The following is a 17613-nucleotide window of genomic DNA, read 5'->3' as shown; positions in this document are numbered from 1 at the left end:
AAAGCGGGAGACCATGCAGCAGAAGCACGAGCGTCTCGCGACACCCTGGGCCGCCGGAGTGGCCGGGGTCGTGTTCGCCATCCTGATGGCCACGGCGATCGTCCTGGTGCGCATCGCCCTGCCCGGCGGGGTCGACGTGACCGCTGACGCCGCACAGCGGAGCGCCGTACGGACGGCGCTGGAGCTGCTCCCGTTCGCCGGGATCGCCTTCCTGTGGTTCATGGGCGCCGTGCGCGAGCAGGTCGGCGAGGGCGAGGACCGCTTCTTCGCCACCGTGTTCCTGGGCAGCGGACTGGTCTTCGTCGCCGCCCTGTTCGGCGCGGCCGCGGCGGCCGGGACCGTACTCGACGAGAGCCAGGGGTCTCCGTTCGGCCGCGACTTCGCCTACAACCTCCTGACCACGTACGCCATGCGGATGGCGGCGGTGTTCATCATCACGACCTCGACCATCGGCCGACGGCTCGGCGCCCTCCCGCGCCCGCTCGTGGTCCTCGGCTACCTGGCGGGCCTGACGCTGCTCGTGGTGGGAGCGGACGTGCCCTGGAGCGAACTGGTCTTCCCGGCCTGGGCGCTCGTCGTCAGCCTGAACATCCTCCGGGGCCGGCGCACCAGCGGGCCGCGGCCCGCCGACACGACCTGACCGGCCGCACCCGCTCACCCGGACGGTCCCCTCCTATCGCCGCGTCCCCTCCGGGCACCGAGGGTGGTCGCAGGGGGGCGACCGCGCCTTTGGAGAGGACCGAGCCTTGGTGAGGATTGCCGTCGATCTGAACCGCTGTCAGGGGTATGCGCAGTGCGCGTTCCTCGCCCCCGAAATCTTCGCCATGCACGGCGAGGAGGCGTTGCTGTACAACCCGGACACCGACGAGGCACAGCGCGAGAAGCTGGCACAGGCCGCCGCGGCCTGCCCCGTCCAGGCCATCCTGGTCGATGCGGTGGACGCACCTGCCGAGGCGGTGTCCGGTGCTCGGTGACGGATCCCTGGAACAGCTCAAGCGCGAGGGCCGCATCGTCGTCGTCGGCGCCTCGCTCGCGGGCCTGCGGGCTGCGGAAACCCTGCGTGAAGAGGGCTTCGCGGGTTCCCTGACGATGATCGGCGACGAACCCCACGAGCCGTACGACCGACCCCCGCTGTCCAAGCAGGTGCTGCTGGGCAGGGCGACCGCCGACCGCACCGCGCTGCCCAGAAGCCGATCCATCGACGCGACCTGGCGGCTCGGCGTCCCGGCCAGCGGCCTGGACATGGCCGCCAGGCGGGTACGGCTCGCCGACGGCGACGAGGTGCCGTACGACCGGCTGCTGATCGCCACCGGCGTACGGGCGCGACCGTGGCCGCACGAGGCCGAGGCGGAACTCGACGGCGTCTTCGTGCTGCGGACCCGCGACGACAGCGCCGCGCTCGCGCGCCGACTCGACGCGGGACCCAAGCGGGTCCTGGTCATCGGGGCCGGGTTCACCGGATCGGAGATCGCCTCAGCCTGCCGCGAACGCGGCCTCCCCGTCACCGTCGCGGAACGCGGCGCGGCGCCGCTGGTCGGCGCACTCGGCGGGGTGGTCGGCGCGGTCGCCGCCGAGATGCAGCGCGAGCAGGGTGTGGACCTGCGGTGCGGGGTCATGGTGACCGCCCTGGAGGGCGACGCCGCGGGACGGGTGCGCGCCGCGCATCTGTCCGACGGCTCCACCGTGGAGACCGACGTGGTGATCGTCTCGCTCGGCGCCGCCCGCAACACCGAATGGCTCGCCGGGTCCGGACTCGGGGCCGGCCCCCGGGGCATCGCCTGCGACGCCGGCTGCCGCGCCTTCGACATCCGCGGAATCGTCACCGACGACATCTACGCGGCGGGCGACGTCGCCCGCTGCCCCCACCCCCTCTTCGGCTACCAGTTCCTGTCCCTGGAGCACTGGGGCAACGCCGTCACCCAAGCCGGGGTCGCGGCGCACAACATGCTCAGCGAGAGCACCGACCGCATCCCCCACATGGAGGTGCCGGCCTTCTGGTCCTCGCAGTTCGGAGTCAACATCAAGTCGGTCGGGGTGCCGTCGATGGGGACGGAGATCCTCATCTCACAGGGATCGCTCAAGGACCACCGGTTCCTCGGCGTCTACGGCTACCAAGGGCGCGTCATCGGCGCCGTCGCCTTCGACCATGCCCGGTGGCTGCCGTTCTACCAGGAGCTGATCGAGACGACCGCGCCGTTCCCGCCGCCGTTCACCACGGTCGACCGGCGCCCGGACGGACAGCGGCCCATCGACGCGGACTTCCCCGACCCGTCGGTCCCCACCCACGGGCCCACCGTGACCCTCAGCGGATACTCGCCGGCCGACCGCCGGATGACGTTCACTCCGGCGCACTGACCCGCACGGCCACGAGGACTCTAGGAACTCGCCATGACGCAATCCCTGCTGCACCAGATCCTGGACTATGCCAACCGCGCCAACCCGTACCCGATCTACGAGGAGCTGCGCAAGACGCCGGTGCTCCACGAGGCCGACGGGCCGTACGTCATCAGCACCTACCACGAGATCCGCAGCCTCCTGCACGATCCCCGGATCAGCTCCGACGCCCGCAACCTGGCCTCCAACGCCGCCGACCCGCTGGCCGAGCCGGCCCCCGAGGAGAGCGCCCTCCCGCCGGGCTTCCTGCGGCTCGACCCGCCGGAACACGACCGGATGCGCCGCATGACCAACCGGCCCTTCGGCCCGCCGCACTCTCCCCACCGGGTCGACGGGATGCGAGGAGAGCTCCACGACATCGTGTCCGGCCTCATCGACGGCATCGGCGACCCGAGCCGGATCGACCTGGTCGAAGAGTTCTCGTACCCCTTCCCGGTGACGGTGATCTGCCGGCTGCTCGGCGTGCCGCGCGAGGACGAGGCGCGCTTTCACACCTGGGCTGACACCCTCGCCGCGAGCCTGGACCCCGACCCTGACGCGGATCCCGCCGAACGGGGCAAGGGCGCACACGACGCCCGGATGCAGTTGGGCATGTACCTCGCCGGTCTGATCGAGGAGCGTCGCAAGAAGCCCGGCGACGACATGCTCTCCCAGCTGGCGACGGCCAAGGGCGAGGACGGCCCGATGACCACGATGGAACTGCTCAGCACCGCCGCGCTGCTGCTGATCGCGGGGCACGAGACCACCGTCAACCTCATCACCAACGGAATGCTGACCCTGCTGCGCCATCCCGACGTCCTGGAGCGGCTGCGTGCGGATCCGCGGCTGGCGGTGCCCCTCGTCGAGGAACTGCTGCGCTTCGAGCCCCCGGTGCAGCTGGTGCCGCAGCGCACCACCCTCGCCGACATCGAGGTCCGCGGCGTCACCATCCCCAAGGGCGCCTCCCTCTGGCTGGTCCTGGCGTCCGGCAACCGCGACCCCCTGCGCTTCGACGACCCGGACCGCTTCGACCCGGACCGCCGGGACATCCAGCACCTCGGTCTGGGCAGCGGCATCCACAGCTGCTTCGGCGCACCGCTCGCCCGGCTTGAGGCCCAGCTGGCCCTGTCGGAACTGGCCCGGAGGCTGGAAAACCCCCGCCTGCTGGAGGACCCGCCCCCGTACCGGCAGAACGCCGTACTGCGTGGACCACGGCAGCTGCACATCGCCTGCGACGGGATCCGCGCCCAGTAGTCAGGTCACCTGGCCGCTCGTCGTCCCGAGCCGGCGCAGCAGCTCCGGCAGGGCGGCGCCGATGGGCTCCCGTACGACTTCGTCGGCGCGGTCGTCGTAAGGCGTCGGCTCGGCGTTGACGATGATCAGCCGCGCGCCGTGGTCGGCGGCGACGCCCGCGAGCCCGGCGGCGGGCTGCACCTGCAGACTGCTGCCGACGGCGATGAACACCGTGCATGCCTTGGTGATGGCGACGGCCTCGCCGAGGACGACCGGGTCGAGCCGCTCGCCGAACATCACCGTCGCCGACTTCAGGACCCCGCCGCACTCCAGACACGGCGGGTCGTCCTCACCGGCCTCGACCCGCGCGAGGGCGTCCTCCATGGGCCCCCGCACATGGCACTTCGTGCAGACCACACTCCGCGCGCTGCCGTGCAGTTCGAGCACCTTGCGGGCGGGCATCCCGGCGAGCTGGTGCAGCCCGTCGACGTTCTGCGTGATGACCCTGACCGGCACGCCGGACGTCTCCAGTTCGGCCACGGCCCGATGCGCCGCGTTGGGCTCCGCCTTCAGCGTCCGGTTCTTCCGCCGCATCTGCCAGGAGCGCCGCCGGATCTCCGGATCACCCATGTAGTACTCGTACGTCACGAGCTTCTGGGCCTCCGGATCGCGCCGCCACAGTCCGTTCGGCCCGCGGTAGTCGGGGATACCGGAGTCGGTGGAGATACCGGCGCCGCTCAGGAGGGCGACGAGAGGCTTGCTCATGGTGCCGAGGGTAGGACGGGCGCCGTGACGACGGCGAATGGATATCCCCGAATGGATATCGGACCCGCCGACCGGGTCAGCCCACCCGGTGACCGTTCTCCAGCTCAACCGTCCCCGCGCCGTCCGCCAGCACCTCCAGCGCGGCCAGGACCCGACGGCCCAGGGCGTCTGGCAGGTGCTCGGGCACGTCCCGCGGTTCCACGAGACGCCAGGACAGCAGCTCCTCCTCCTGCAACCGGATCGCCTTGAAGTCGTCCTCGCCGAGCACCCCACCGTCGTACAGATACGCCACCAGCGGCGGCCAACCCGGCCGGTACACCCAGTCCACCGCGAGCAGCCGCCCGAGCTCGCGGTCGAGGCCGATCTCCTCCAGCGTCTCGCGGCGCGCGCCCTGGCGCGGGGTCTCGCCCTCGTCGGACTCGATGGTGCCGCCCGGAAGCGCCCAGCCCTCACGGTAGTTGGGCTCCACGAGCAGCACCCGGCCCTCGGCGTCACGGAAGAGGGCGGCGGCGCCGGAGAGGACGCGGGGGAGACCCGCGATGTACGCGGCGAATTCTTCGGAGCTGGTCATCCAGGAAGAGTAACCAGTGTCCGCGCCCCACCCGGCCGGTCAATTCCCGGCTTCCGCTTCCGCTTCCGCCTGTGCCTCCGCCTCCGCCAGTCGCACCGTCCGCTCCGCCAACTCGCTGATCGCCACCCCGTCGAACCCGAACACCGCACTGCGCACGGTGTCCTCCAGCGGCTCGGTCCACTGGTCCGGAATCGCCGCCGCCCCGGTCAGCACACCCGCCACCGAGCCGGCGGTCGCGCCGTTGGAGTCGGTGTCCAGGCCGCCGCGCACGGTGAGCGTGATGGTGCGGGTGAAGTCGCCGTCGCCGTAGAGGAGCCCGGCGGTGAGCACGGCCGCGTTCGGGATGGTGTGGATCCAGCCGAGCCCGGCGGTCTCCTCGGCGACCGTGGTGAGCGTGTCCTCCCAGGTCATCCGGGTGTCGTGGAGCGAGACGGTGCGGCGTACGGTGCGGGCGAGCCGGCTGCTCGCCGGGATGACCGTGAGTGCCCGGTCGACGGCCTCGCGGATCGTGGACGCGGTGAACGCCGCCGAGATCAGCGCCGCCGCCCACATCGCGCCGTACACGCCGTTGCCGGTGTGCGACAGCACCGCGTCCCGGCGGGCGAGCGAGGCCGCGCGCTGCGGGGCGCCCGGGCAGGTCCAGCCGTAGATGTCGGCACGGATGAGGGCGCCGATCCACTCCTGGTACGGGTTGTCGTACGTCGCGGTCAGCGGCGGTTTCAGACCGTTCGCGAGATTGCGGTACGCCGCCCGCTCCGCCGTGAAGGTCTGCAGATACGGCAGCCGCAGCAGCCACAGATCGCCGACCTGCTCGGTGCTGAAGCCGAAGCCGTGGGTCTCCAGAAGGTCGAGGCCGAGGATGGCGTAGTCGACGTCGTCGTCGCGGCAGCTGCCGTGGATCCGGCCGCGTACGCACTGGCGCCACTCGGGGCGCAGCTCGAAGCCGTCGTTCTCGCTGGCCGGCTCGGGGAGATAGTCGGTGAGGGGCAGGGCTGCCGCCTGCCGCAGATAGCGGTCGATCCGGTCCCGCGTCCACAGGTCGCCCTGCTCGACCGGCTTGCCGAGCATGTTGCCCGCGATCCGGCCGAGCCAGCCCCCGAGAATGCGGTCGGCGAACTCTGGCTCAGTGCCCACAGGGGTCATAGGACCGGTTTACCCGATTCCGGGCGCCCGCACAGGGAGGCCGTAGCAGGTTCTCAAGGTCCGGTCAGCGCATGACGGCGGGGGTGTCCTGCGGTTAAGGTCGCAGCGGCGCGACTGGCCCCGACATACGCGGGCCCGGAGAGCAAGGGGAAGACAAGGTGGCGGACGCTGCAGTGAACGGTGCCCACAGGGTGCTCATCGCCGCGGACAAGTTCAAGGGGTCGCTGACGGCCGTGCAGGTCGCCGAGCGTGTGACGGCGGGCCTGCGCCGGGTCGTGCCGGACCTCGACGTGGAGGCCCTGCCCGTGGCCGACGGCGGCGACGGGACCGTGGACGCGGCGGTCGCGGCCGGCTTCGAGCGGCGGGAGGTACAGGTCGCCGGGCCCCTCGGGCACGAGGTGACGGCGGCGTTCGCGCTGCGCGGCGACACGGCGGTCGTGGAGATGGCGGAGGCGAGCGGCCTGCAGCGGCTGCCGGCCGGCGTCTTCGCGCCGCTCACGGCGTCCACCTACGGCTCCGGGGAACTCCTGCGGGCCGCGCTGGACGCCGGTGCCCGCACGATCGTGTTCGGCGTCGGCGGCAGCGCCACGACCGACGGCGGCGCCGGGATGCTCACCGCGCTGGGCGCGCGCTTCCTCGACGCGGACGGGGAGCCGGTGGCGCCGGGAGGTGGGAGCCTGGGCGACCTGGCGACCGCCGATCTCTCGGGCCTGGACCCGCGCCTCGACTCCGTCGAGCTGGTCCTCGCCAGCGATGTCGACAACCCGCTGACCGGCCCGAAGGGCGCGCCGGCGGTGTACGGCCCGCAAAAGGGCGCCTCGCCGGACGAGGTGCAGACGCTGGACGTGGCGCTCGCGCACTTCGCGAAGGTGCTGGAGGAGTCGGTCGGACCCAAGTCCGCCGAGCACGCGGCCGCGCCCGGCGCCGGCGCCGCGGGCGGCATCGGCTACGGCGCCCTCCTGCTCGGCGCCCGCTTCCGCCCCGGCATCGAGGTCATGCTGGACGTCCTGGGCTTCGCGCCCGCGCTGGAGCGGGCGACGCTGGTCATCACGGGCGAGGGCTCCCTGGACGAGCAGACGCTGCACGGCAAGGCCCCGGCGGGTGTCGCGGCCGCCGCGCGCGCGGCCGACAAGGAGGTCGTCGCGGTGTGCGGCCGCCTCGCGCTGGCGCCGGAGGCGCTGGGCCGGGCCGGGATCCGACGGGCGTACCCGCTGACGGAGATCGAGCCGGACGTGGCGAAGTGCATCGCGGACGCGGGGCCGATCCTGGAGCGGGTCGCGGAGCGCATCGCACGGGACTTCCTGGTCTGAGCCCGGGCATTTCTTCGCCCTCGCCGCCCCTAAAACGCCGGACGGGCTGAACTACTCAGCCCCTCCGGCGTTTGAGGAGCGGGGTCTGGGGCGGAGCCCCAGAAGGACGGGAAGGGTAGGGGCGGCGGGGGCGAAAAAAGGAGAGCCCCGAGCCAATCAGCTCGGGGCCCCTCAGGCGTCGTAGAACCGCTACGGCAGCTGCGCCGCCCGCGCCTCACGCCGGTTGTCACGGAAGTTGTTCACCCGGCGGGCCGTGGCGAACAGCGGGATCACCGCGCCCATCACCAGCTGCAGCGCACAACCCGTCTGAAGGAGCAGCTGACCGCTGGGCGCGTCGAAGGCCCAGGCGGCGAGCAGCCCCATGCTGACCACGATCCACGCGAGCATCGCCACCGCGAGACGCCCCCGCGGCTTCGGGTACTCGACCCGGCTCACCATCAGCCAGGCCGTGCCGAGGATCGCCAGCAGCGTCGCCACGAAGGGCAGCTCCAGCAGCACGATGGATACCACCGTCAGCGCACCGAACGGCGAGGGCATGCCCTGGAACATGCCGTTCGGCGGCGTCACGCAGGAGAATCTCGCCAGGCGCAGCACCACCGCCAACAGCACAACGATCGCGCCCACCGCCGCGACCCGCTCATGCGCGTCCCTCGCGACCATGCCGTACACCAGCACGAAGTACGCGGGTGCCAGACCGAAGCTGATCAGATCGGAGAGGTTGTCCAGCTCCGCACCCATCGGCGACGACCGCAGCTTGCGGGCGACGAGGCCGTCGAAGAGGTCGAAGACGGCCGCGCACAGCATAAGGATCACAGCCGTGGCGGCGCTGTTGCGGGCCATGCCCGAATCGTCACCCGTGAGGTGCGGGATCAGGATGCCGGTGGTGGTGAAGTACACCGCCATGAAGCCGCACGTGGCGTTGCCGAGAGTGAGGGTGTCCGCTATCGACAGGCGGAGAGAAAGAGGCATCTCCTCCTCTTCGTCGACCTCGTCGGCCTCGGGCACCCAGCCAGGCTGAGTCTCAGGATCAATCACGGTCAATGCGAGTCACCCCAGCCACGGTCTTCTGCCCGACCTCGACCGCGACCTCCACGCCCTCGGGCAGGTAGATGTCGACACGTGAGCCGAAGCGGATCAGACCGATACGGTCGCCCTGCTCGACCTTCGTGCCCTGCGGGATGTAGGGCACGATGCGACGGGCCACCGCGCCGGCGATCTGGATCATCTCGATGTCGCCGAGTTCGGTGTCGAAATGCCAGACTACGCGCTCGTTGTTCTCGCTCTCCTTGTTGAACGCCGGAACGAAGCCACCGGGGATGTGCTCCACGGACGTGACCGTGCCGGAGAGCGGCGCACGGTTGACGTGGACGTTCAGCGGGCTCATGAAGATCGCGACGCGGGTACGGCCGTCCTTCCACGGCATGATGCTCTGCACCACACCGTCGGCGGGCGAAATGACCCGGCCCTGGGCGATCTCGCGCTCGGGGTCGCGGAAGAACCACAGCATGCCCGCCGCGAGAGCGGTGGCGGGCACGGCGACGGCCTTGGCGACGCCGGAGCGGCGTGCGCGCAGCAGGCTGACGGCTGCGGTGGCGACGGTCGGGAGAAGCCACGGCGATGCTCCGCGCGCGAGGCGTACGCCGCCGACCTGGCTGTCGCGTGGTGCAGAGGTTTGGCTGTGGGGCATGGATGACCTTCGTAGCGGATGATGCCGCGCGGTATCAGGGGACGGCGGCTTTCCCGGGATCGTACCGGTCGCGGGCCACAACTGGGCAAGCCAGGAAGCCGAGTCGGCCGCCGAAGAGTGTTGACGGGGTGTGATCTTCTTCTCCAAGAAAACACCCCGTATCCGGACAATCAGCCCTGGAACCGATACTCTTCGAGCAACCGGCGACCGATGATCATTTTTTGGATCTCGGCAGTACCTTCACCGATCAGCAGCATCGGAGCCTCACGGTAGAGGCGCTCGATCTCGTACTCCTTGGAGAAGCCGTAACCGCCGTGGATCCGGAAGGCGTCCTCGACGACCTCCTTGCAGTACTCGGAGGCGAGGTACTTCGCCATCCCTGCTTCGAGGTCGTTTCGCTCCCCGGAGTCCTTTTTGCGTGCCGCGTTCACCATCATGGCATGCGCGGCCTCGACCTTGGTAGCCATCTCGGCCAGCTTGAACTGGATGGCCTGGTGCTGGGCGATCGGCTTGCCGAAGGTGTGTCGCTGCTGGGCGTACTGGACGCCGAGCTCAAAGGCACGCTGAGCGACACCGCAGCCACGCGCCGCCACGTTGACGCGGCCGACCTCGACGCCGTCCATCATCTGGTAGAAGCCGCGGCCGGTGACGCCGCCGAGCACCCGATTGGCCGGAATTCGCAGGCCGTCCATGATGAGCTCGGTCGTGTCGACGCCCTTGTAGCCCATCTTGTCGATCTTGCCGGGGATCGTGAGGCCCGGGCGGACCTCTCCGAAGCCGGGCTCCTTCTCGACCAGGAAGGTCGTCATCGACTTGTGGGGCGCGGTCCCCTCGGGGTGTCCTTCGTCACTTCGGACGAGTACGGCGACCAGAGACGACGTTCCGCCGTTCGTCAGCCACATCTTCTGGCCGTTCAGGACGTACTCCTCGCCGTCCTTCACCGCCTTCGACGTGATGGCCGACACATCGGAGCCCAGGGCCGGCTCCGACATCGAGAAGGCGCCGCGGATGTCGCCGGCCGCCATGCGCGGCAGGAAGTGGTCCTTCTGCTCCTGCGTGCCGTGCTGCTTGAGCATGTACGCCACGATGAAGTGCGTGTTGATGATGCCGGAGACCGACATCCAGCCGCGGGCGATCTCCTCGACGCAGAGGGCGTACGTCAGGAGCGACTCGCCCAGACCGCCGTACTCCTCCGGGATCATCAGGCCGAACAGGCCCAACTCCTTGAGGCCGTCGACGATCTGCTGCGGGTATTCGTCGCGGTGCTCCAGCTCGGTGGCGACCGGGAGGATCTCCTTGTCCACGAAGTCGCGGACCGTGGAGAGGATCTCCTGCTGGATGTCGGTCAGACCGGCGGTCTGGGCGAGACGGGCCATGGCTTACTTCTCCTGCGACTTGAGCTCGGGGCGGCCGGGCTGCTCGCCGCCGCGCTCCTTGATGTACGTCTCGGTGGGCACCATCACCTTGCGGCGGAACACACAGACCAGCGTGCCGTCCTGCTTGTAGCCCTTGGTCTCGACGTAGACGATCCCGCGGTCGTTCTTCGACTTGGACGGCCACTTGTCCAGCACCGTCGTCTGGCCGTAGATCGTGTCGCCGTGGAAGGTCGGCGCCACGTGCTTGAGTGACTCGATCTCCAGGTTGGCGATCGCCTTGCCGGAGATGTCCGGCACGGACATGCCGAGCAGGAGCGAGTAGATGTAGTTCCCGACCACCACGTTCTTGCCGAAGTCCGTTGTCTTCTCGGCGTAGTTGGTGTCCATGTGGAGCGGGTGGTGGTTCATGGTGAGGAGACAGAACAGGTGGTCGTCGTACTCGGTGACCGTCTTGCCGGGCCAGTGCTTGTACGTCGCCCCGACCTCGAACTCCTCGTAGGTGCGTCCGAACTGCATCGCGCTCAGGCCTCCGGGATCTCGAACTTGCTCGTGCGCTGCATGCCGGCGGCGCGGCCCTTGCCGGAGATGACCAGGGCCATCTTGCGGCTGGCCTCGTCGATCATCTCGTCGCCGAGCATCGCCGAGCCCTTCTTGCCGCCCGCCTCGGACGTGTAGTAGTCGTACGCGTCCAGGATCAGCTCGGCGTGGTCGTAGTCCTCCTGCGAGGGCGAGAAGATCTCGTTGGACGCCTCGACCTGGCCCGGGTGCAGCACCCACTTGCCGTCGAAGCCGAGCGCGGCGGCGCGCTGGGCGACCTCGCGGTAGCCGTCGATGTTGCGGATCTGCAGGTAGGGGCCGTCGATCGCCTGGAGGTCGTTGGCGCGGGCGGCCATCAGGATCTTCATCAGGATGTAGTGGTAGGCGTCCGCCGGGTAGCCGGGCGGCTGCTCGCCCACGACCAGCGACTTCATGTTGATCGACGCCATGAAGTCGGCCGGGCCGAAGATGATCGTCTCGACGCGCTGGGAGGCCGTCGCGATCTCGTTGACGTTGTTCAGGCCCTGGGCGTTCTCGATCTGCGCCTCGATGCCGATCTTGCCGACCTCGAAGCCCATCGTCTTCTCGATCTGCGTCAGCAGGAGGTCCAGGGCGACGACCTGCTGGGCCGTCTGCACCTTCGGCAGCATGATGCAGTCGAGGTTCTGGCCGGCGCCCTCGACGACCGTGACGACGTCGCGGTACGTCCACTCGGTCGTCCAGTCGTTGACGCGCACGACCCTCGTCTTGCCCGTCCAGTCACCCTCGTTGAGGAACTTGACGATGGTGTGCCGGGCCTCGGGCTTGGCGAGCGGGGCGCACGCGTCCTCCAAGTCGAGGAAGACCTGGTCCGCCGGGAGGCCCTGCGCCTTCTCCAGGAAGCGGGGGTTGCTTCCCGGCACCGCGAGACACGAGCGGCGGGGACGCAGACGGTTGACGGTCATGCGGGGACCTCCAGGGGGTCGAGCTTGTTCGCTTTCCGGATCTCGTCGACGATGCGGCCGATGATCCCGGTGATGTCGAAGTCCTTCGGGGTGAAGACCGCGGCCACTCCGGCTGCCCTGAGCTGCTCGGCGTCACCATTGGGGATGATGCCACCGGCGATCACCGGTATATCTGTGGCACCGGCCACACGGAGCCGTTCCAGGACGTCCGGCACCAGCTGGGCGTGCGAGCCGGAGAGGATCGACAGGCCGACCGCGTGCACGTCCTCGGCGAGGGCCGCGTCCACGATCTGCTCGGGGGTGAGCCGGATGCCCTGGTAGACCACCTCGAACCCGGCGTCACGGGCCCGCACGGCGATCTGCTCGGCGCCGTTGGAGTGCCCGTCAAGGCCGGGCTTGCCGACCAGGAAACGCAGCTTGCCGACGCCCATGTCCTGCGCCGTGCGGTCGACCTTGCGGCGGACCTCGCTCAGGGCCGAGCCCTCCTCGGCGGGGATGGCCACCGGGGCCGACGAGACCCCGGTCGGCGCCCGGAACTCCCCGAACACCTCGCGCAGGGCCCCGGCCCACTCGCCGGTCGTGACGCCGGCGCGGGCGCACTCCAGGGTGGCCTCCATGAGGTTGGCGGTGCCCTTGGCGGCCTCCTTCAGCTTCTCCAGCGCCTTGCAGGGGCGCGGGTGGTTGAAGGGCGGCTGGTAGCGGGTGTCGCGCCAGTGCTGGAGGGAGGCGATGACGCGGGCCTCGACCGCCGGGTCCACCGTCTGGATCGCGGTGTCCAGGTCGGCCGTCAGCGGGTTCGGCTCGGTCGTCTCGAAGATGTTGACGCCGATGATCTTCTCTCGACCGGACTCGATACGGGCCCGGCGCTCGGCGTGCGAGGAGACGAGCTGCGACTTGAGGTAGCCCGACTCGACGGCGGCCATCGCGCCGCCCATCTCCTGGATCCGGTCGATCTCGGCGAGCGACTCCTCGACGAGCTTGGTGACCTTCGCCTCGATGACGTGCGAGCCCTCGAAGATGTCCTCGTACTCCAGCAGGTCGCTCTCGTGCGCCAGGACCTGCTGGATGCGCAGCGACCACTGCTGGTCCCAGGGCCGGGGCAGACCCAGGGCCTCGTTCCAGGCGGGCAGCTGCACGGCACGCGCGCGTGCGTCCTTCGAGAGGGTCACGGCCAGCATTTCGAGGACGATCCGCTGGACGTTGTTCTCCGGCTGCGCCTCGGTCAGACCGAGGGAGTTGACCTGGACGCCGTACCGGAAGCGGCGCTGCTTGGTGTTCTCGATGCCGTACCGCTCGCGCGTGACCTTGTCCCAGATCCGCCCGAACGCCCGCATCTTGCACATCTCCTCGATGAAGCGGACGCCCGCGTTCACGAAGAAGGAGATACGGGCCACGACGTCCCCGAACTTCTCGGCGGGGACCTGCCCTGAATCGCGTACGGCATCGAGAACCGCGATCGCGGTGGACATCGCGTACGCGATCTCCTGGACCGGCGTGGCGCCCGCCTCCTGCAGGTGGTAACTGCAGATGTTGATCGGGTTCCACTTCGGGATGTGGGAGACCGTGTACGCGATCATGTCCGTCGTCAGCCGGAGTGAGGGCCCCGGCGGGAAGACATGGGTTCCCCGCGACAGGTATTCCTTGACGATGTCGTTCTGGGTCGTGCCCTGGAGCTGGGTGATGTCGGCGCCCTGCTCCTCGGCGACGACCTGGTAGAGCGCCAGCAGCCACATGGCGGTGGCGTTGATCGTCATCGAGGTGTTCATCTGCTCCAGGGGGATGTCCTGGAACAGCCGGCGCATGTCACCGAGGTGCGCCACCGGCACGCCGACGCGGCCGACCTCGCCGCGGGCGAGGATGTGGTCGGAGTCGTAGCCGGTCTGGGTCGGCAGGTCGAACGCGACCGACAGACCCGTCTGGCCCTTGGCGAGGTTGCGCCGGTACAGCTCGTTGGACGCCTCGGCCGTGGAGTGACCGGCGTACGTGCGCATGAGCCACGGCCGGTCCTTCTCCCGCTTGCCTTCGGCGGGCTGACGCTCAGTCATCTATGACCTCGGGTGTCTCAGATGGTGCGGATCAGATGTTGCGGAAGCGGTTGATGGCGTCGATGTGCTGGGCGCGCATCTCCTCGTCGCGCACGCCGAGGCCCTCCTCGGGGGCCAGGCACAGCACGCCGACCTTGCCCTGGTGGAGGTTGCGGTGCACGTCGAACGCGGCCTGGCCGGTCTCCTCCAGGGAGTAGACCTTCGACAGGGTGGGGTGGATCTTGCCCTTCGCGATGAGCCGGTTGGCCTCCCAGGCCTCGCGGTAGTTGGCGAAGTGCGAGCCGATGATCCGCTTCAGCGACATCCACAGGTAGCGGTTGTCGTACTCGTGGTTGTAGCCCGAGGTGGACGCGCAGGTGACGATGGTGCCGCCCTTGCGCGTGACGTAGACCGAGGCGCCGAAGGTCTCGCGGCCGGGGTGCTCGAAGACGATGTCGACGTCCTCGCCGCCGGTGAGCTCGCGGATGCGCTTGCCGAAGCGCTTCCACTCCTTCGGGTCCTGGTTGTGCTCGTCCTTCCAGAACTTGTAGCCCTCGGCGTTGCGGTCGATGATCGCCTCGGCGCCCATCGCCCGGCAGATGTCCGCCTTCTGGTCGCTGGAGACGACACAGATCGGGTTGGCGCCACCGGCCAGCGCGAACTGCGTCGCGTAGCTGCCGAGTCCACCGCTCGCGCCCCAGATCAGGACGTTGTCGCCCTGCTTCATACCTGCGCCGTTGCGCGAGACCAGCTGCCGGTACGCGGTGGAGTTCACGAGCCCCGGAGCAGCGGCCTCCTCCCAGCTCAGGTGATCCGGCTTCGGCATCAGCTGGTTGGACTTGACCAGCGCGATCTCCGCCAGCCCGCCGAAGTTGGTCTCGAAGCCCCAGATGCGCTGCTCGGGGTCGAGCATCGTGTCGTTGTGGCCGTCGCTGGACTCCAGCTCGACGGACAGACAGTGCGCGACGACCTCGTCACCGGGCTTCCAGGCGTTGACGCCCGGGCCGGTGCGCAGGACGACGCCCGCCAGGTCGGAGCCGATGATGTGGTACGGCAGGTCGTGGCGCTTGGCCAGCTCGTTGGTGCGGCCGTAGCGCTCCAGGAACCCGAAGGTGGACAGCGGCTCGAAGATCGAGGTCCACACCGAGTTGTAGTTGACGGAGGAGGCCATGACGGCCACCAGGGCCTCGCCCGGGCCGAGCTCGGGCAGCGGCACGTCGTCGAGGTGGATCGACTTGCGCGGGTCCTTGTCGCGGGTCTCCAGACCCGTGAACATCTCCGTCTCGTCCTTGTGCACGGTGATCGCGCGGTACGACTCGGGGAGCGGCAGGGCGGCGAAGTCGTCCGGCGTCGAGTCCGGCGACTGGATCGCGTCCAGGATGTCCTTCACGGTCACGGTGTTGCCTCCGGCGATACGCACCCTGAGGGAGGGGTGCTGAGGGTTACGTCGGTGCTGCTGAGGGTTTTTGGTGGTTGCCGTCGGTTCGGCGATCTGTGCTGTTCGGCAGCGCTTTGTGGCGCGGGAGGTTGCCTGTGACGCAGGCGCCGGGCGCGCATGCCCCGGGAGGGGCTTGCGGGGACAGCCGGCGTACGAAAGGTCTCTGCACGCCGGCCGCCCGGACTCCTTCAACGTATGACACCGCGTGTCACCTGGCAAGGCACTGAGTGCCAGAACCTGCTCTCAGATGAAATCTTTACGTAACAAATGAGCGATGATCGATCAAAGCTACCCGTGAGTAGGTGTTTATCGGGCGCTATCGGTCACCAGTCGTCGTCGGCCGGTCGCCTAGAGGGCATCGGCCAGACATGCCAGGTACATGGCCATCGCGGTACGCGGCTCCCGCACCTCGCGCCCGCTCAGCTCCTCGATCTTCGTCAGCCGATAGAGCAGGGTGTTGCGATGGACGGCCAGGCGCTCCGCGGTCCGGACCAGCTGGAAGCCGCCCTCCGCCCAGGCGATCAGCGTCTCCCGCAGCACGGGCCAGTCCTCCCGCTCGCGCAGTCCCGCCAGGACGGCGGCCGCGTACCGGGCGCGTTCCTGCCGTACGGTCGAGGCCACGAGCTGGGGCACGCGCAGGTCGGCCACCGCGAAGACGCGCCCGTCCGGCTCCAGCCGCGGCCCGGCACGCAGTGCCAGCGCCGCGTCCCGGTACGAGTCGTGCATCCCCGCCACACCCCGGCCCGGTTCGCCGATCCCCACCCGCGCCTCGACTCCGTGCCGCTCGCCGAGGCGCTCGACCAGCGCCGAGCACCTCTCCACGAGCCGCTCCTGGCGGCCGGTCGAGGCGTGCAGGACGGCGTACCGCCCGGCGGCGAGCTCCCCGGTCACGTCCTGAGCGGAGCCGAACACTTCCCGTACCGTCCGCAGCAACGACATCCGTGACACCCCGCCCGCGCGGACGTCCAGCACCACCGCGGTGCGCGGCCTCGGTTCCACCATGTCGGGCCTGGTCGGCTCGGCCGCGCTGATCGGCATGTTCGTCGGCGGGCTCGTCTTCGGGTACGTCACCGACCGGGTCGGCCGGCAGAAGGTCTACCTCTTCGACATCGCCGCCTTCATCGCCCTGCCCGTGGCACAGTACTTCGCCCCGGACGCCTGGACACTGACCCTGCTGCGGTTCGCGATGGGCATCGCCATCGGCGCCGACTTCGCCATCGCCGGCACCATCGCCTCCGAGTTCGCGCCGCGCAAGTCGCGGGGTCCGCTGCTGGTCGTCATGGTCACCATGTGGTCGGTGGGCGCGGCGACCGCGTACGTCGTCGGCTGGCTGATGCTGCGCTCCGGTCTCGACGACTGGCGCTGGATGCTGGCCAGCAGCGCGATCCCGGCCGCGCTGATCCTGCTGCTCAGGTTCGGCACACCCGAGTCGCCGCGCTGGCTGATGAGCAAGGGCCGGACGCAGGAGGCCCGCCAGGTCGTGCGCCAAATGCTCGGCCCCGACGCTGACTTGGCCGACCTGGAGGCCGAGACCACGACCCGCAGCCGCTACACCGACACCTTCCAGGGCGTCTACCTGCGCCGCACGATCTTCGTCGGCACCTTCTGGGCCTGCCAGTTGCTGCCCATCTACGCCATCACGACCTACGAGCCGACGATCCTGACCTCGCTCGGACTCGACCACGGCGACAGCGCCTACCTGGGCTCGGTGGCGCTGCAGATCTTCTACATCCTCGGCTCCCTCTCCGGGATCCTGTTCATCAACAAGGGCCGCAGACCACTGCTGTTGTGGAGCTTCGCCCTGTCCGCCGTGCCGCTGCTGGTGCTGTCCGCACTCGCCGATCCGGGGCCGGCGGCCGTCGTCACCCTGTTCGCGGTGTTCGGCCTCGCGTCCTTCTCCAGCCAGTGCCTCCAGGCGATCTACCCGTCCGAGCTGTTCCCGACGGCGTGCGCGCCACCGCCAACGGCTTCGCCACCGGCGCCAGCCGCATCGGTGCCGCCATCGGCACCTGGGGCGCCCCGGTCGTCCTCGGCCACAGCACCCGCCTGGCGATGTTCCTCGGCGCGCTGATCTGCGGCCTCGGCCGGCTGGTGTCGTACCGGCTCGCCCCCGAGACCAGCGGCAAGAGCCTCGCGGAGTCGAGCGGTGACGGGAGCGCCGCGTCCGCCGACCTGCCCACTGTGAAGGAGCTGTCGTGACCCGGAAGGAGTC

General features: G+C 69.7%; 18 protein-coding genes. 7 read left to right on the top strand and 11 right to left on the bottom strand.

Annotated features, from left to right (window positions below):
- Positions 1–13: 13 nt before the first annotated feature.
- From ACIA8X_RS10185 to ACIA8X_RS10170, 4 genes are all read left to right on the top strand, one after another.
- On the top strand, positions 14–640 hold the full coding sequence (locus ACIA8X_RS10185; RefSeq protein ID WP_393445289.1) for a hypothetical protein: 627 nt from the start codon (positions 14–16) through the stop codon (positions 638–640).
- A 109-nt stretch (positions 641–749) separates the two neighbouring features.
- Positions 750–974 (top strand): ferredoxin, encoded by a 225-nt coding sequence (locus ACIA8X_RS10180; protein WP_393445287.1) that lies wholly within the window; start codon positions 750–752, stop codon positions 972–974.
- Positions 931–2355 (top strand): NAD(P)/FAD-dependent oxidoreductase, encoded by a 1425-nt coding sequence (locus ACIA8X_RS10175; RefSeq protein WP_393445285.1) that lies wholly within the window; start codon positions 931–933, stop codon positions 2353–2355. The genes ACIA8X_RS10180 and ACIA8X_RS10175 overlap by 44 nt, the downstream gene beginning before the upstream one ends.
- 33 nt (positions 2356–2388) lie before the next feature.
- A complete protein-coding gene (locus ACIA8X_RS10170) occupies positions 2389–3627 on the top strand; it encodes a cytochrome P450 (protein ID WP_393445283.1) in 1239 nt (412 codons plus the stop codon).
- Here ACIA8X_RS10170 and ACIA8X_RS10165 read toward each other — a convergent pair whose 3' ends face one another.
- The 3 genes from ACIA8X_RS10165 to ACIA8X_RS10155 form a co-directional block, all read right to left on the bottom strand.
- The gene (locus ACIA8X_RS10165) at positions 3628–4371 is read right to left on the bottom strand and encodes an NAD-dependent deacetylase (RefSeq protein ID WP_393445281.1); all 744 of its coding nucleotides are present in this window, start codon (positions 4369–4371) and stop codon (positions 3628–3630) included. It lies immediately after the preceding gene.
- A 76-nt stretch (positions 4372–4447) separates the two neighbouring features.
- Positions 4448–4942: an NUDIX domain-containing protein gene (locus ACIA8X_RS10160; RefSeq protein WP_399458161.1), complete on the bottom strand. Its 495-nt coding sequence runs from the start codon at positions 4940–4942 to the stop codon at positions 4448–4450.
- A gap of 39 nt (positions 4943–4981) precedes the next feature.
- On the bottom strand, positions 4982–6085 hold the full coding sequence (locus ACIA8X_RS10155; RefSeq protein WP_399458160.1) for an ADP-ribosylglycohydrolase family protein: 1104 nt from the start codon (positions 6083–6085) through the stop codon (positions 4982–4984).
- A gap of 191 nt (positions 6086–6276) precedes the next feature.
- Here ACIA8X_RS10155 and ACIA8X_RS10150 point away from each other — a divergent pair, with 191 nt between their 5' ends.
- On the top strand, positions 6277–7395 hold the full coding sequence (locus ACIA8X_RS10150) for a glycerate kinase (RefSeq protein ID WP_393445503.1): 1119 nt from the start codon (positions 6277–6279) through the stop codon (positions 7393–7395).
- A 189-nt stretch (positions 7396–7584) separates the two neighbouring features.
- Here ACIA8X_RS10150 and pssA read toward each other — a convergent pair whose 3' ends face one another.
- From pssA to ACIA8X_RS10110, 8 genes are all read right to left on the bottom strand, one after another.
- Positions 7585–8400 (bottom strand): CDP-diacylglycerol--serine O-phosphatidyltransferase, encoded by an 816-nt coding sequence (gene pssA / locus ACIA8X_RS10145; protein WP_393445275.1) that lies wholly within the window; start codon positions 8398–8400, stop codon positions 7585–7587.
- Between the two features lie 22 nt (positions 8401–8422).
- A complete protein-coding gene (locus tag ACIA8X_RS10140) occupies positions 8423–9082 on the bottom strand; it encodes a phosphatidylserine decarboxylase (protein WP_003996602.1) in 660 nt (219 codons plus the stop codon).
- A gap of 170 nt (positions 9083–9252) precedes the next feature.
- Positions 9253–10458, bottom strand: coding sequence for an acyl-CoA dehydrogenase family protein (locus ACIA8X_RS10135; protein WP_393445273.1), 1206 nt, complete (start codon positions 10456–10458; stop codon positions 9253–9255).
- A gap of 3 nt (positions 10459–10461) precedes the next feature.
- Entirely contained in the window at positions 10462–10974 is a 513-nt protein-coding gene (locus ACIA8X_RS10130) for a MaoC family dehydratase (RefSeq protein ID WP_093905754.1), read from the bottom strand.
- A gap of 5 nt (positions 10975–10979) precedes the next feature.
- Positions 10980–11939: a CoA ester lyase gene (locus ACIA8X_RS10125; protein ID WP_328878234.1), complete on the bottom strand. Its 960-nt coding sequence runs from the start codon at positions 11937–11939 to the stop codon at positions 10980–10982.
- Positions 11936–13984: a protein meaA gene (locus ACIA8X_RS10120; RefSeq protein WP_393445271.1), complete on the bottom strand. Its 2049-nt coding sequence runs from the start codon at positions 13982–13984 to the stop codon at positions 11936–11938. The genes ACIA8X_RS10125 and ACIA8X_RS10120 overlap by 4 nt, the downstream gene beginning before the upstream one ends.
- A gap of 31 nt (positions 13985–14015) precedes the next feature.
- Positions 14016–15359 carry a crotonyl-CoA carboxylase/reductase gene (gene ccrA / locus ACIA8X_RS10115; RefSeq protein WP_393445269.1) on the bottom strand — a complete coding sequence of 448 codons (1344 nt, stop codon included), beginning with the start codon at positions 15357–15359 and terminating at the stop codon, positions 14016–14018.
- Positions 15360–15749: 390 nt separating this feature from the next.
- The gene (locus tag ACIA8X_RS10110) at positions 15750–16403 is read right to left on the bottom strand and encodes a PucR family transcriptional regulator (RefSeq protein WP_393445267.1); all 654 of its coding nucleotides are present in this window, start codon (positions 16401–16403) and stop codon (positions 15750–15752) included.
- On the opposite strand from ACIA8X_RS10110, the gene ACIA8X_RS10105 reads away from it, so the two are divergent.
- Together ACIA8X_RS10105 and ACIA8X_RS10100 are read left to right on the top strand one after the other, a co-directional pair.
- Positions 16402–17472: an MFS transporter gene (locus tag ACIA8X_RS10105; protein WP_393445265.1), complete on the top strand. Its 1071-nt coding sequence runs from the start codon at positions 16402–16404 to the stop codon at positions 17470–17472. The genes ACIA8X_RS10110 and ACIA8X_RS10105 overlap by 2 nt on opposite strands.
- Positions 17454–17600 carry a hypothetical protein gene (locus tag ACIA8X_RS10100; protein WP_393445263.1) on the top strand — a complete coding sequence of 49 codons (147 nt, stop codon included), beginning with the start codon at positions 17454–17456 and terminating at the stop codon, positions 17598–17600. Before ACIA8X_RS10105 ends, ACIA8X_RS10100 begins: the two co-directional genes overlap by 19 nt.
- The last annotated feature ends 13 nt before the right edge of the window (positions 17601–17613 follow it).

Origin of the sequence: Streptomyces sp. NPDC051738, assembly GCF_044453205.1 — a bacterium.
Taxonomy (GTDB): domain Bacteria; phylum Actinomycetota; class Actinomycetes; order Streptomycetales; family Streptomycetaceae; genus Streptomyces.
The sequence above is the reverse complement of the archived record's forward strand: the minus strand, read 5'-3'. Positions and strand labels throughout refer to the sequence as shown.

What these genes read in the sequence shown, in the direction of transcription:
- ACIA8X_RS10185 (WP_393445289.1), top strand. Translation starts at nt 14, where the DNA reads ATGCAGCAGAAGCACGAGCGTCTCGCGACACCCTGGGCCGCCGGAGTG.
- ACIA8X_RS10175 (WP_393445285.1), top strand. Translation starts at nt 931, where the DNA reads ATGCGGTGGACGCACCTGCCGAGGCGGTGTCCGGTGCTCGGTGACGGA.
- ACIA8X_RS10170 (WP_393445283.1), top strand. Translation starts at nt 2,389, where the DNA reads ATGACGCAATCCCTGCTGCACCAGATCCTGGACTATGCCAACCGCGCC.
- ACIA8X_RS10165 (WP_393445281.1), bottom strand. Translation starts at nt 4,371, where the DNA reads ATGAGCAAGCCTCTCGTCGCCCTCCTGAGCGGCGCCGGTATCTCCACC.
- ACIA8X_RS10160 (WP_399458161.1), bottom strand. Translation starts at nt 4,942, where the DNA reads ATGACCAGCTCCGAAGAATTCGCCGCGTACATCGCGGGTCTCCCCCGC.
- ACIA8X_RS10155 (WP_399458160.1), bottom strand. Translation starts at nt 6,085, where the DNA reads ATGACCCCTGTGGGCACTGAGCCAGAGTTCGCCGACCGCATTCTCGGG.
- ACIA8X_RS10140 (WP_003996602.1), bottom strand. Translation starts at nt 9,082, where the DNA reads ATGCCCCACAGCCAAACCTCTGCACCACGCGACAGCCAGGTCGGCGGC.
- ACIA8X_RS10135 (WP_393445273.1), bottom strand. Translation starts at nt 10,458, where the DNA reads ATGGCCCGTCTCGCCCAGACCGCCGGTCTGACCGACATCCAGCAGGAG.
- ACIA8X_RS10130 (WP_093905754.1), bottom strand. Translation starts at nt 10,974, where the DNA reads ATGCAGTTCGGACGCACCTACGAGGAGTTCGAGGTCGGGGCGACGTAC.
- ACIA8X_RS10125 (WP_328878234.1), bottom strand. Translation starts at nt 11,939, where the DNA reads ATGACCGTCAACCGTCTGCGTCCCCGCCGCTCGTGTCTCGCGGTGCCG.
- ACIA8X_RS10120 (WP_393445271.1), bottom strand. Translation starts at nt 13,984, where the DNA reads ATGACTGAGCGTCAGCCCGCCGAAGGCAAGCGGGAGAAGGACCGGCCG.
- ACIA8X_RS10105 (WP_393445265.1), top strand. Translation starts at nt 16,402, where the DNA reads ATGTCGGGCCTGGTCGGCTCGGCCGCGCTGATCGGCATGTTCGTCGGC.
- ACIA8X_RS10110 (WP_393445267.1), bottom strand. Translation starts at nt 16,403, where the DNA reads ATGGTGGAACCGAGGCCGCGCACCGCGGTGGTGCTGGACGTCCGCGCG.
- ACIA8X_RS10100 (WP_393445263.1), top strand. Translation starts at nt 17,454, where the DNA reads ATGTTCCTCGGCGCGCTGATCTGCGGCCTCGGCCGGCTGGTGTCGTAC.